The organism is Lacibacter sp. H407 (assembly GCF_037892605.1).
In the GTDB taxonomy this organism is placed as follows: domain Bacteria; phylum Bacteroidota; class Bacteroidia; order Chitinophagales; family Chitinophagaceae; genus Lacibacter.
In genome coordinates, this window is sequence record NZ_JBBKTU010000001.1 from 1,660,441 (window position 1) to 1,673,563 (window position 13,123).

A 13,123-nucleotide genomic window follows, 5' to 3' on the forward strand; every position below is an offset into this window, starting at 1 on the left:
TAATCATACAAACATGAAATTATTTAAGACCAAAGCAGGAGTTGTTATTGAACAGGCCGATCAGTTTTTTTTAGTTACAGATGAAAACTGGGATGAGTTTATTAACAATGATGATGTGTTTGAAAAAGCAAAAGCGCTTACTTCTAAATTGTCTGCATCCGATAAAACATTAATTAGTGAAGTGTTGCCACCTATGGGCAGCAACCAGGAGTTATGGGCTTGTGGTGTAACCTACTATCGAAGCATGGTGGGCAGGCAGGAAGAAAGCAAAGCAGCAGGTGGCGCCGATTTTTATAGTAAAGTATATGAAGCCGAACGACCTGAATGTTTTTTCAAAAGCTCGTTTCATCGTGTTGTAGGTCATAATGATTTTGTCCGCATCCGTAAAGACAGTACATGGGATGTACCGGAGCCTGAGCTAACATTAGTGGTGACATCATCCGGTAAGATCATTGGTTATACAGTGGGTAACGATATGAGCAGCCGCAGTATTGAAGGCGAAAATCCATTATACCTGCCACAAGCAAAAACATACGATGGTTGTGCAGCAGTAGGTCCATGTGTTTATCTTACAAATGAACCGCTCAAGCCCGAAACATCCATTCATCTTTCGATTAAACGAAATGCGGCAGTAGTATTTGAAGGAACAATTGCTATCAGTCAAATGAAACGTACGCCACAGGAACTGGTTTCATTTATCTATCGTGAAAGCAGTTTTCCGCATGGTTGTTTGATCATGACAGGAACAGGAATCGTTCCGGGCAGCGATTTTACTTTGCAAAGTGGTGATGAAATCAGCATCAGCATTGATGGCATCGGCACATTGCAAAACACAGTAAAATAATGATTTCCTTTTTACAGGAATAACTGATCGTTCATTAAAACAGATTATGTTCAAACAACTATTCTTTTTTTCAGTTACAGCAACAGCGCTGTTATTGGGTTGCAGTCAATCGAAACGTGCAGGTAAAGGAGCTAATAATGGATTAGTTTTAAAAGACGTTTACAAAGATGCCTTTCTTATGGGCGTTGCTGTGAACGATCCAATCGTTTCAGGTTCAGCAAAAGCATCGCAGGATATTGTGGTGAAGCACTTCAATACAATTACGTTGGAGAACAGCATGAAAGCTGCATTGATCAATCCGCAGCCAAACGTTTTTAATTTTGGTCCGGCAGATGCATTTGTAGCTTTTGGTGAAAAACATAAAATGTTTATCATTGGTCACACGTTGGTTTGGCACAATCAAACCCCTGCCTGGTTCTTTACCAACGCAACCGGCAAACCAAATTCAAAAGCAGAACAGATCGAACAACTTCGTAATCATATCAAAACAGTTGCCGGACGGTACGCAGGTAAAGTACATGCATGGGATGTGGTGAATGAAGTAATTGATAACGATGGCAGCTATCGCCCCACCACATGGGTGAATGCATTTGGCAATGGTGATACTTTGGTAAAGTATGCGTTTAAGTTTGCCAGCGAGTTTGCTCCCAATACAGAATTATATTACAACGATTTTAATGCATGGCGTCCTGCAAAAAGAGATGGCATCGTACGACTTGTAAAAATGTTGCAGAAAGAAGGTATCCGTATAGATGGAGTGGGTATACAGGGTCATTGGGGATTGAACTATCCAAAAACTGAATACATTGAAGCAGCTATTGATGCATATGCAGCATGTGGTGTAAAAGTAATGATCACCGAGCTGGATGTAGATGTACTGCCATTAACAAAGGAAGGACAGATCATTGGGCAGGGAATGAGTGATAAACAATTTCAACTCGAAGAATTTAAAACCTTCCTTGATCCGTACAGCAATGGACTGCCGGATAGTATTCAAAATTTATTGACCAAACGTTATGAAGAACTATTCGCTATCTTTTACAAGCGAAAAGAAAAAATTGCAAGAGTTACTTTGTGGGGTGTGCAGGATGGAATGAATTGGAAAAATGATTATCCAATTCCGAACCGTACGAATTACCCGTTGCTATGGGATCGAAATCATCAGCCGAAACCTGCACTCAATGCGGTGTTGAATGTTCCGGCGAAGCTGAAATAATAATACGGCGCACTCAACGAAATAATTATGGAATTGCTTGTCATCTTTCTTGCCATTTGTTTGCAGATATTTTTGACTTATAAAAAAGTAAGTCCATTTTTATCATTGTTGCTGGTGGCCATTTTAGCCGGTCTTTTTCTGGGCATGGAACCAATGCAGGTAATTAAATCAGTTGAAAAAGGAGTTGGCAATACATTAGGAGGATTGGCGCTCATCATTTGTCTTGGCGCAATACTTGGGAAAGTACTGGAAGCAGGTGGAGCTGCAGAAAAAATTTCCACGACGCTGATCAATGGGTTTGGACAAAAAAATATTCAATGGGCTGTACTGCTGACTGGTTTTTTAATTGGCATTCCACTTTATTATAATGCAGGCTTTATCATATTAGTGCCGCTGGTTTTTTCCATTGCAAGCAAAGCAAAACTTCCATTGTTATACGTTGCTATTCCAATGGCTGCATCGTTATCTACCACACATTGTTTTCTTCCGCCGCATCCAAGTCCTGTTTTCCTGGTAAATGCATTTAATGCAGATATGGGCAAAACATTGATCTATGGTTTGATGATCACAATACCGGTTGTAATAGTGGCTGGTCCTTTTTTAGGCCGTGTACTGCAACGTATTGAAGTAAAAATTGCAGGAACATTTCTTTCTCCTCAACAAACTCCTGAACGGGAATTGCCGGCTGCATTTCCCAGTTTTTTAATTGGGTTACTTCCCGTGCTGTTAATTACACTGGCTGTAATTGCTGATAATTTTTTGCCCGATCAACTGTTGAAGAAAATAATTCTTTTCATTGGCGATACAACCATTGCATTATTGTTAACCGTTTTTATTGCGATCTGGTATTTTGGTATCAGGGCAGGTAAAACAATGGAAACAACTATGAAATGGCTGGCTGATGCCATTGCAGGTATTGCTCTTATCTTATTGATCATAACAGCAGGTGGTGTGTTCAAGCAAGTGTTGCAGGATAGCGGCACGGATAAATACATTGCTTCGTTCAGTGGTAAATGGCAAATGCCGCCACTGATTTTCGGATGGGTAGTTACAGCATTGTTACGTGTTGCCATTGGGTCTGCTACGGTTGCCGGTATTACAGCTGCGGGTGTGGTTACACCGTTAGTAGCTTCAGGTGTTGTGTCGCCTGAGTTGATGGTGTTAGCTGTAGGAACGGGTAGTGTTTTTGGATCGCACATCAATGATTCCGGTTTCTGGATGTTCAAGGAGTTTTTTAATCTTACACTCAAGCAAACATTTTTATCGTGGACAGTGATGGAAACGCTTATTTCTGTTTTGGGGTTGATCGGTGTATTAATTCTTAACACGTTTATTTAGTAAGTATGAAACGATTATTTGTTCCTGCTGTAGTTGCTTTTATTGTTCTGGCATTCGCTTTCAATGAAACAAGCTCGGTTCAACAACAAACTGTTCTTACAGATTCAATCAAAGGGCTGAAGGATTATTATCAAAAGTTTTTCAATATTGGTGTAGCGGTTTCTCCCAGAGCATTAAAGACGGATGAAGCGGGATTGGTATTGAAGCATTTCAACAGTATTACTGCTGAGAATGCAATGAAGATGGGTCCGGTTCATCCACGGGAAAATGAATACAACTGGGCAGGTGCAGATTCAATTGCTGCATTTGCAAAAAGAAATGCAATGAAAATGCGTGGTCATTGTCTTGTTTGGCATACGCAAACGCCACGTTGGTTTTTTACAGATACTACAGGTAAACAAGTGAGTAAAGAAGTACTGCTGCAACGCATGAAAGATCATATTACAACAGTTGTTACACGTTACAAAGATGTGATCTATGCATGGGATGTAGCTAATGAAGTGATCAGCGATAAAGCCGACGAATTTTACCGGCCTTCATTGTTCTATCAAATAATCGGCGAAGAATTTATTGCAAAAGCGTTTGAGTTTGCACATGCAGCTGACCCAAAAGCATTATTATTTTACAATGATTATGATGAGATCAATCCTGTAAAACGGAAAAAGATCATTAAAATGATCAAAGGTTTACAGGCAAAAGGAATTCCCATTCATGGCGTAGGGTTACAGGCACATTGGGCTGTGAATGAACCCGACGAGCATCAACTGGAAGCAACCTTGACGGATTTCAGTAAACTGGGATTGCAACTTCATATTACCGAACTCGATATTTCGGTGTACCCAAAAGAACACAACGCAAGGGAGCGCAAACAGGAAGACAGTGATACGGCCTATAGTAAAGAAAAAGAAACAAAGCAGATTGCGATCTACAAACTATGCTTTGAGAAATTCAGAAAGTACAAACACAGTATTAAATCAGTTACGTTCTGGAATATTTCTGACCGCTCCAGCTGGCTGGATAACTTCCCTGTACGGGGAAGAAAAGATCATCCACTACTGTTCGATCGAAACCTGCAACCCAAAAAAGTATTTAACGCAGTATTGCCCCGCTGATTATCGAAAAACTAAGCAAGCCTTAGTTGCACTGATATATGGAGCCTGGCTGCGGCATCCACTCTACGTTGGATGACGAGGGTTTGTTTCTTTTACAACTTTCGTCTTTTAAAAAAATGCCTTAATATTATAGGTATATTCCAAAACCAACTTTTATGATACGTTTACTTTTACTGGCAATCCTGCTGGGTTGTTTTACTTCGTTGTACGCACAGCCATTTATTCAACCCAAAGATCTTTATAAACTGCAGAGTATTCGTACTCCGAAGTTATCACCCGATGGACAATGGATCTTGTACAGTGTTTCAAAAGCCGATTCGGTGAAAGACAAATTCAACAGTAAGTTATACATGGTAAGTTGGGATGGAAAAGAAACCGTGTCGTTGACCGAACAAACACAAAGCCCCGGCGCACACGATTGGAGTCCTGATGGGAAATATATTTCCTTTATCACTACACCCAAAGACGAACTGGTACGACAGATTTTTGTAATGGACAGAAGAGGTGGTGAACCGATTCAGCTGACCAGTGTGAAAGGGCAAATTCAATCGTATAACTGGAGTAAAGATGGAAAGCAGATCGTGCTGGCAATGAAAGATCCCAATACGGCCGATACAGCAAAAACAAAAGTGCGGAAGCCATACGAGATCAATCGTTATCAATTCAAACAGGATAATGAAGGTTACCTGGATAATAGAAAAACACACCTCTATCTGTTCAACCTGGAAACGAAAAAAGTTGATACGCTTACCCGTGGTAATGCGAATGAAACCAATCCCTCGTTTCACCCTGACGGAAGTAAGATCGTATATGTCAGCAATACAACCGCAGATCCTGATCTTAATTCAAATACCGATGTGTTTGTGTTGGATATAAAAACAAAAACATCAAAGCAGCTGACAACATTCAAAGGTGCAGACGATTCACCAATGTTTAGTCCCGATGGTAACTGGATCGCTTACAAACAATCCAATACAGAAGATGGATTCAATATGTATGATCTCGATCAACTCAAAGTCATCAATCTTGCAACAGGTGTTGCACAAACCATTGCCGGTACATTGGACCGACCTATCACCAGTGTTGTTTGGTCAGCAGACAGCAAACAACTCTTCTTTTTAGCAGAAGACGACCGGAAGCAACATCTTCACAAAGCAACTGTTGGAGCTAATACAGTTGAAGCATTAACAACAGGCGATGTGGTGTATCAGTCGTTGAACACAAATGCAAAAGGCCAGTTCATTACATTGTTCAGCAATCCTGATATGCCTGAAGAAATTTATGCATGGGATGAAAATAAATTCAGAGCGGTTACACAGTTGAATAAACCGTTTATGAGCAGTTTGAAGAAAGCCTACAAAAAAGGATTTACGTCCGTTTCAAAAGATGGAACAACCGTGTCTGGTATACTTTATCTACCTGATTCAACTTCGAAAAATCTTCCTGCTATTATGTTTATTCACGGAGGCCCCGTTAGTCAGGACGATTATGCGTTTGATCAGTACCGTGAGATTCTTTGCGGTGCCGGTTTTGCAGTTGCTGCTGTAAATTACAGAGGCAGCAACGGCAGAGGGCAAGCGTTTACAAAATCCATTTATGCTGATTGGGGGAAGAAAGAAGTGATGGATATTATTGGCGCTGCCGATTATCTTGTTAAGACCGGTTATGCCGATGCAAACAGAATGGGCATTGGTGGATGGAGTTACGGAGGTATTCTCACCAATTATACCATTGCAACCGATCAACGGTTTAAAGCAGCGGTAAGTGGAGCGGGCAGTTCGTTGCAGTGGTCCATCTACGGAACAGATCAATACATCAAACAATATGAGCAGGAGTTAGGCGCACCATGGAAAAATCCAAAGAAGTGGATGGATGTTTCGTATCCATTCTTTAACGTGGAGAAAATTAAAACACCTACGTTATTTATGGCGAGTGAAGATGATTTTAATGTGCCCGTTGCAGGTGCTGAACAAATGTACCAGTCATTTAAATCAGTAGGCATTCCTACAGAGTTGGTGATATACCCCAACCAGAATCACGGACTCAGTGTACCGAGTTACATTGTGCATCGCTACCAGCGTCATATTGATTGGTATAAAAAATACCTCACGAAATAAAAAAGAAAACCGCTTCAGTACGAAGCGGTTTTTTTATGCAAACGTTTAATTCTTTTTTTCAATGAATGGTTGAATAAAACGGTATAGGTTAAAATTCAACTCCTGCATGGCTGCAGCAATTTGTTGTTTCAATACTTGCTTGCTGATGTCTTTCATCCGTTGCTGTTGCAGCAGATAGTATGCTTTTTCAGCCAGCAACCAACTCTTACGTTCATTCACCTGGTGAAGATTTAATAACTGCTGTATTTTTTCCAGCAACTCAGCCGCAGCATGCGGAGCCGTTGCAATGGTTTTTACAACCGGTATCTCCTGTTGATGTGTTGCAAAAGCAGGCGCTAACATAAGTCGTAAATTCCGGACAAACAGATCTGCTTCCGGCCGGTCGGCTTTGTTCACCACAAAAATATCGGCGATCTCCATCAACCCCGCTTTCATAGTTTGTACTTCATCACCTGCTTCAGGTACCAATACCACAACGGTACTATCGGCCAATCCTGCAATTTCAATTTCACTTTGACCAACACCAACGGTTTCTACAATTACATAATCGAATGGAGCAACTTTACACACATCGGCGATCTCTAAAATTTTCGGATGCAATCCGCCTAATGATCCTCGGGTTGCTAACGAACGGATGAACACGTTCGGATGATTATACCAATTGCTCATGCGGATACGATCGCCCAGCAATGCGCCCAAATTAAAAGGAGAGGAAGGGTCTACACAAAGCACGGCAACTTTTTTATTCTGCTCAACTAACAATCCGATCAATGAATCAACGAGCGTGCTTTTACCGGCTCCCGGCGGTCCGGTGATACCGATGATCGGAGTAGAGGAAGCGGGAAGCGATTGCAGGAATGTTTCATAGCCGGCCACTTCGTTTTCAATTAATGAAATACAACGTGCCAGGCTTTTAAAATGTCCCTGTTGAACTTCTGCAGATAAGTTTTCCCACATGGTACAAACCTAATTGAAAAAATTATGCAAATGAACAAACGGCTTTCTTACAATACAGTTTCATTGAAGAGCAGCACACAGTTATGTGGTTTGTGAACACAGCTATAAAAAGCAGAAAGGAAGCCATTGAAATAATGTTTATTTGTAAACGAAAACATGACTACCGGCAGACCCACCATACATTTTTATCTTTTCTGTACAGGTATTGTATTGATGCTGGTGGGTTTTCTCCTTAGCCGGGCCTTGCTGAGTATTGGTATGTTCGTCGTCATTGCCAATGGGTTTTTACAAAATGATTTGAAAGAACGGCTGGCTGTTTTTGCAGCCAATAAATTTCTCATCGGGATGAGTTGTTTGTTTCTCTTCCCTTTTCTATCGGGTTTATGGAGTAGTGATGTTGGCACCTGGCAGGAAGCGATGCAGGATAAACTGCCATTGCTGTTATTGCCATTTGCGATGGCAGTACAAAAAGGAGTGGAGCGCAAACATATTGTATTGTTTACGATCTGCTGGATGAGTTTGTTGTTTGCAGGTTCACTTTGGAGTGCAGCTCATTTTATCGGCAACGGACAAACCTACGAAGCGCTGTATCGTTTTTCGAAAGTGTTACCTACTCCTGCCGATAACGATCATATCCGTTTCAGTATGGCCATCATCATTGCGTTATTACTATGGCTGCAACTGGAAGAATGGAAGGCAATCAATTCTGCTGTGTGGGTATGGGTGTTCAGAAGCATGGCTTTTTGGCTGATCATTTATCTGCATTTGCTTGGTGCAAAAACCGGCTTGCTGGGTGTATATATAATTGTGCTGCCGTTGTTGATCTGGAAATTGATGGAAGCAAAGATGAAACAGTTGGCAATAGCAGTATTGCTGGGCGCATGTTGCTTACCGGTAGTGGCGTATTATAGTTTTTCTACATTTCGTGCAAGGGTGCAGTATGTATTTTTTGAACAGCAGAATTGGGAGTCAGAAAATTTTGCCGGTGGGTTTAGCGATCAAAACCGGTTACTGTCTGTTAAAAGCGGCTGGTATGTGTTCAAACAGAATTGGCTTACCGGGGTAGGCTATGGCGATATACGTTCCGAAACTGCTAAATGGTATGCAACAGATGCACCGGCTGTTCCGTCATCAGAACAGTTTCTGCCGCTCAATCAATGGATCACCAGTGGAAGCGGAGCAGGTATTGCTACAGTTATTTTATTTACAGTAGTTATACTGATGCCCTTTTTTCAAAAAGAATGGCGTCAAAACAAACAGGCTCTTTTTTTTCTGTTATTCATGAATATTATATTTCTTTACGAAACCACCATTGACGATCAGTTTGGTGTGTATTTGTTTACCTTTTTCACGTTGTTCTGGAACCAAACTATTCGCCAACCCAAAACCTGATATGCAACCTATCTCAGTTGTAATTATAACAAGAAATGCTGCTCATCTGCTTGCCGCCACACTGCAAAGTGTACAGCAATTAACTGATGATATTCTGGTATGCGATACCGGTAGTAACGATGCTACTATTCCGGTGGCAAAAAAAAATGGGGCTTCGGTGATCGAAGAAGAATGGAAAGGACACGGACCCACAAAAAACATTGCAAACAATCGTGCCATTTACGACTGGATATTTCAATTAGATGCAGATGAGGTAGTGGACGATGAGTTGCTGCAAACATTGCTGTCGCTTAATTTAAAAGATGAGAAACAGATCTTCAGCGTCCGTCGAAAAAATTTCTTTAAAGAAAAACAAATACGATACGGTGAATGGCGGAAAGATGAGCCGTTTCGATTGTTTCATCGTGAACATGCAGCCTGGAACGATGATTTTGTCCATGAAAAATTGATCTATCCGCCCGGCTGTGTCATAAAACGTTTAAAAGGATCATTGCTGCACAAAACAGTGCAGTCGTTGGAGCAATACCAGCAAAAGATGACGAACTATGGAATTAAAAGTGGTGAGCAGTATTTCAAAGCCGGCAAAAAAGGAGCGTGGCTCAAACGTTTCATTTCGCCGCTCTTTGCGTTTTTCAATCATTACATTTTGAAGCTGGGTTTTTTAGACGGTCGTGAAGGCTTCCTCATTGCCAGCACAACGTATAGCTACACACGCACTAAATACAACACATTGTACCGCCTGCAAAAAGCAAACAAACAGTGAAGCCTGTTTCTTTGTTATTTTGTAAACAGAACCAGGCAGTATGACCAATTTTATTCCCATCTTCCCTCTCAGCATTATTGTATTCCCCGGCGAAACGCTGAACCTCCACATTTTTGAACCACGTTACAAACAACTCATCCTGGAATGTGTAGAGCAGAAAAAACCGTTTGGTATACCTGCGGTTGTAAACAAAGAATTAAAAGACCTTGGTACATTGATCGAAATAACAGCCATCAAACAGGTATATGAAGATGGGAAAATGGATATCAGTACAAGAGGTATTAAAGTGTTTCGGTTGCTGGAAGTGGTGAAAGAAGTACCCGATAAATTATACAGTGGAGCTATTGTTACTTATCCCGAAGATGAAGATGATGGCAAGCAGTTACTGATGCAGCAGGTGGTAAAAGGAATTAAAGAACTGCACAAACTGCTGGAAGTAAGTAAAGATTTTAAAAAGCCTGAGGAAGAATTAAAAGCCTTTGATGTAGCCCATCATATGGGATTGAATATAGAAGAAGAATACGAACTGCTCAGTTTGTTCAGGGAAGCACAACGGCAGGAGTATTTAAAAAGGCATTTGGGAAAAGTAATTCCTATGCTCACTGAAATGGAAAGCTTAAAAGATAAAGTAAAACTAAACGGGCATTTCAGGAATCTTACATCGTTTGATTTTGATCTTTAACTTGCACACATGAGCATTACCATCTGTTTCGATTTCGGCAACACCCGTTTAAAAGCGGCGGTGTTTGAACAGGATCAACTGAAAGAAATTATTATTCTTCCGGACGACAACCGTTCAACCATTGAAGAGATCATTCAGAAATACAAACCACAGTTTACAATTCTTTCTTCGGTAATTGATCATCAGCCAATCGTAGAAGATGTATTGGCGTCGCATACGCATTTTCATAAATTATCGCATACCACCAAGCTGCCATTTACCACGCCTGTTGGCAAACCCGAAACCATTGGTGCCGACCGGTTGGCGCTTTGTGCAGCCGCAGTGTACCTGTTCCCCAATAAAAATAATTTAGCCATTGGTTTGGGCACCTGCATTACCTATAATTTCATCAATAATCAGAATCAGTTTTTAGGCGGTGGCATTTCGCCGGGACTTGAAATGCGTTTCAAAGCCATGCATGGGTTTACAGCCAAGCTGCCATTGGTAAATATGGAGTGGAACTTCCCGTTGATTGGCTACGATACCAAGACCAATTTGCTCAGTGGTGTGGCTTGGGGAATGGCCAAAGAAATCGATGGCATCATTGATGCATACAGGGAAAAGTATGGCAACTTTAACGTGCAATTAACCGGGGGCGATACCCTTCATTTTGCTCCTCTGCTCAAAAACATGATATTTGCAGACCCTCAACTAATATTTAAAGGTCTGTATGCAATCAGTGAGTTCAATCGGTAAGCGTGTTTCGTTGGTGTTCGTGCTATCGTTATCAGTTATTTCTGCCGCTATTTCACAGGATAATTCCCCTTGGAGCCGTTATGGTTTGGGTGATATTGTTCCTTCAGGTAATATCGTAAACAGGGGCATGGGTCATATTGGCGCTGCTTATAACGACTTTCAAACCATCAACTTCGTTAATCCAGCTTCATACCGCCGCTTTGGACTGCAACGGTCGATCCTCGATATTGGAATCGATATCAACAGCCGGAAATTGAGTAACAACAGGGGTGATACTTACACATCCAACAATGCGGTGGTTCCTTACCTGGCAGCAGGTTTTCAGATAAAACCACCCAAAGCAAAATACGATTGGGGATTGGCCTTTGGTCTTCGCCCTTTAACTAAGGTGAGTTACAGCATTCAATCCATCACCAGCATACCCGCTGGCGATAGTCTCATTAATCTTTACGAAGGATCAGGTGGTAGCTACCAGGCATTTCTTGGTTCGGCTATCGGCATCAAAAATTTCAGCTTCGGTTTTAATACAGGTTATCGTTTTGGAACCGCCGATTATACAACACGTGTAAATATCTACAACGATTCAGTACCGGGCCGGTACCGCAGCGGACAAAAGAAGATACGCAACACTTTTGGTGCACCATTCTTAGACCTGGGTGTGCAGTACATGATCAAATTAAAAGTTGATACGGCAAATAAAAAAACCAGTTTATTACACCTTGGTGCATACACCAGTTTGCAAAGCAACATGCGCTCCAACCGGGATGAACTGTTAGAAACATTTTTTATTACCGGCGAAGCAGGTACCGATCAGCAAATTGATTCCGTATCTGAAGTAAAAGATATCAAAGGCAATATTCTCTATCCATCAACCTATGGTTTTGGATTGATGTATGAGCATGAGGGAAAAAGCAGCCTGCGTATCGGAGCTGATTTTGTAATGTCGAAATGGGCCGACTATAAATATTATGAAAAGAGCGACAGCCTGTTGCAGGATGGCTGGCAGGTGAAGGTTGGTACGCAACTTGTTCCTGATATTTCCGGTCGTTCAAAATCATACTGGGGCCAGGTAATGTATCGTGCAGGTTTTCATTACGGACTGGAACCATACCTTGTTGATGGAAATATGAACAGCTATGGGATTACGTTCGGTGTTGGGTTACCCATCAAACGTTATTCTTATGCCGATCTTAACCGGAACAATATTGTAAATACAGCCTTTGAATTTGGCCAGCGTGGAAACCGCACCATGTTACTGCGTGAAAACTATTTTCGTGTAACAATAGGCTTCTCATTAAGTGATATCTGGTTTATTAAACGGAAATATGATTAATGGATTCAACCATATCAATCTTATAAAAAAAGCAGCAGCACTACTAACGGGCTGCTTTTTTTTCTTTGCCTGTGAAAATGATATCGCAGTGATTCGTGATCTGCAACGCAGCCGCTTGTCGGTTGATGAAGTGAAAGATGTAACCAGCTACCAAAGCCAGGGTGGACGGGTAAAAGCAAAGCTCATGGCACCCCTCATGCTTCGTTATTTTGACAGTGTGCCACGGGTTGAATTTCCGAATTCATTACATGTAGATTTTTATAACGATAGTCTGCAGATTGAAAGTTATCTCGACGCAAAAAAAGCATGGTATTACGAACAACAGGGTCGTATTACACTTACGGACAGTGTAGTGGTGATCCGAATTGATGGCGATACTCTCAAAACAGACGAATTATTCTGGGATCAGAACACGCACAAACTGTACACAAAAAAAGACGTCGAGATCAGACAAAAAACAAAAACTATTTTCGGCAAGGGCTTCGAAAGCGATGAACAGTTGAAAAATGGTCGTATTGATTCTCCAACTGGTTTTATACTGGTGGGCGCATCAAAGTTTGCAGGTAACTAATGCAGTATCATACGTAGTAAATCACAATCTGATTACAACAGTTTTGTTGAATGTTGGCAGAAT

Annotated in this window: 12 protein-coding genes; 11 read left to right on the forward strand and 1 reads right to left on the reverse strand. The window is 41.3% G+C overall.

Annotation, left to right across the window (positions count from 1 at the left end):
• The first annotated feature begins 13 nt into the window (after positions 1 to 13).
• The 5 genes from WG989_RS07190 to WG989_RS07210 all read left to right on the forward strand — a co-directional run bounded on the left by WG989_RS07190 (position 14) and on the right by WG989_RS07210 (position 6,627).
• Positions 14 to 844, forward strand: coding sequence for a fumarylacetoacetate hydrolase family protein (locus tag WG989_RS07190; protein WP_340428344.1), 831 nt, complete (start codon positions 14 to 16; stop codon positions 842 to 844).
• A 46-nt stretch (positions 845 to 890) separates the two neighbouring features.
• Positions 891 to 2,060, forward strand: coding sequence for an endo-1,4-beta-xylanase (locus WG989_RS07195; protein ID WP_340428346.1), 1,170 nt, complete (start codon positions 891 to 893; stop codon positions 2,058 to 2,060).
• Between the two features lie 27 nt (positions 2,061 to 2,087).
• Positions 2,088 to 3,398 carry a gluconate:H+ symporter gene (locus WG989_RS07200; protein WP_340428348.1) on the forward strand — a complete coding sequence of 437 codons (1,311 nt, stop codon included), beginning with the start codon at positions 2,088 to 2,090 and terminating at the stop codon, positions 3,396 to 3,398.
• A 5-nt stretch (positions 3,399 to 3,403) separates the two neighbouring features.
• On the forward strand, positions 3,404 to 4,510 hold the full coding sequence (locus tag WG989_RS07205; RefSeq protein ID WP_340428350.1) for an endo-1,4-beta-xylanase: 1,107 nt from the start codon (positions 3,404 to 3,406) through the stop codon (positions 4,508 to 4,510).
• Between the two features lie 155 nt (positions 4,511 to 4,665).
• A complete protein-coding gene (locus WG989_RS07210; RefSeq protein WP_340428352.1) occupies positions 4,666 to 6,627 on the forward strand; it encodes a S9 family peptidase in 1,962 nt (653 codons plus the stop codon).
• A 45-nt stretch (positions 6,628 to 6,672) separates the two neighbouring features.
• Here the strand turns inward: WG989_RS07210 and meaB are convergent, their stop codons facing one another.
• Positions 6,673 to 7,584 (reverse strand): methylmalonyl Co-A mutase-associated GTPase MeaB, encoded by a 912-nt coding sequence (gene meaB, locus WG989_RS07215; RefSeq protein ID WP_340428354.1) that lies wholly within the window; start codon positions 7,582 to 7,584, stop codon positions 6,673 to 6,675.
• Positions 7,585 to 7,740: 156 nt separating this feature from the next.
• Between meaB and WG989_RS07220 the strand changes: the two genes are divergently transcribed.
• From WG989_RS07220 to lptC, 6 genes are read left to right on the forward strand one after another with little or no spacing between them, the layout of a single operon-like run.
• A complete protein-coding gene (locus tag WG989_RS07220; protein WP_340428356.1) occupies positions 7,741 to 8,976 on the forward strand; it encodes an O-antigen ligase family protein in 1,236 nt (411 codons plus the stop codon).
• 1 nt (position 8,977) lies between these two features.
• Positions 8,978 to 9,739 carry a glycosyltransferase family 2 protein gene (locus tag WG989_RS07225; RefSeq protein WP_340428357.1) on the forward strand — a complete coding sequence of 254 codons (762 nt, stop codon included), beginning with the start codon at positions 8,978 to 8,980 and terminating at the stop codon, positions 9,737 to 9,739.
• Between the two features lie 40 nt (positions 9,740 to 9,779).
• A complete protein-coding gene (locus WG989_RS07230; RefSeq protein WP_340428359.1) occupies positions 9,780 to 10,421 on the forward strand; it encodes an LON peptidase substrate-binding domain-containing protein in 642 nt (213 codons plus the stop codon).
• 9 nt (positions 10,422 to 10,430) lie between these two features.
• Positions 10,431 to 11,156, forward strand: coding sequence for a type III pantothenate kinase (locus WG989_RS07235; RefSeq protein WP_340428360.1), 726 nt, complete (start codon positions 10,431 to 10,433; stop codon positions 11,154 to 11,156).
• Positions 11,131 to 12,489 (forward strand): BamG family beta-barrel-assembly machinery protein, encoded by a 1,359-nt coding sequence (gene bamG, locus WG989_RS07240; protein ID WP_340428361.1) that lies wholly within the window; start codon positions 11,131 to 11,133, stop codon positions 12,487 to 12,489. The genes WG989_RS07235 and bamG overlap by 26 nt, the downstream gene beginning before the upstream one ends.
• The gene (lptC, locus tag WG989_RS07245) at positions 12,482 to 13,060 is read left to right on the forward strand and encodes an LPS export ABC transporter periplasmic protein LptC (RefSeq protein ID WP_340428363.1); all 579 of its coding nucleotides are present in this window, start codon (positions 12,482 to 12,484) and stop codon (positions 13,058 to 13,060) included. The genes bamG and lptC overlap by 8 nt, the downstream gene beginning before the upstream one ends.
• Positions 13,061 to 13,123 lie beyond the last annotated feature (63 nt).

Coding starts and splice junctions, on each gene's coding strand:
- WG989_RS07190 (WP_340428344.1), top strand. CDS start 14: ATGAAATTATTTAAGACCAAAGCAGGAGTTGTTATTGAACAGGCCGAT.
- WG989_RS07225 (WP_340428357.1), top strand. CDS start 8,978: ATGCAACCTATCTCAGTTGTAATTATAACAAGAAATGCTGCTCATCTG.
- bamG (WP_340428361.1), top strand. CDS start 11,131: ATGCAATCAGTGAGTTCAATCGGTAAGCGTGTTTCGTTGGTGTTCGTG.
- WG989_RS07205 (WP_340428350.1), top strand. CDS start 3,404: ATGAAACGATTATTTGTTCCTGCTGTAGTTGCTTTTATTGTTCTGGCA.
- WG989_RS07200 (WP_340428348.1), top strand. CDS start 2,088: ATGGAATTGCTTGTCATCTTTCTTGCCATTTGTTTGCAGATATTTTTG.
- WG989_RS07235 (WP_340428360.1), top strand. CDS start 10,431: ATGAGCATTACCATCTGTTTCGATTTCGGCAACACCCGTTTAAAAGCG.
- WG989_RS07220 (WP_340428356.1), top strand. CDS start 7,741: ATGACTACCGGCAGACCCACCATACATTTTTATCTTTTCTGTACAGGT.
- WG989_RS07210 (WP_340428352.1), top strand. CDS start 4,666: ATGATACGTTTACTTTTACTGGCAATCCTGCTGGGTTGTTTTACTTCG.
- WG989_RS07195 (WP_340428346.1), top strand. CDS start 891: ATGTTCAAACAACTATTCTTTTTTTCAGTTACAGCAACAGCGCTGTTA.
- meaB (WP_340428354.1), bottom strand. CDS start 7,584: ATGTGGGAAAACTTATCTGCAGAAGTTCAACAGGGACATTTTAAAAGC.
- lptC (WP_340428363.1), top strand. CDS start 12,482: ATGATTAATGGATTCAACCATATCAATCTTATAAAAAAAGCAGCAGCA.
- WG989_RS07230 (WP_340428359.1), top strand. CDS start 9,780: ATGACCAATTTTATTCCCATCTTCCCTCTCAGCATTATTGTATTCCCC.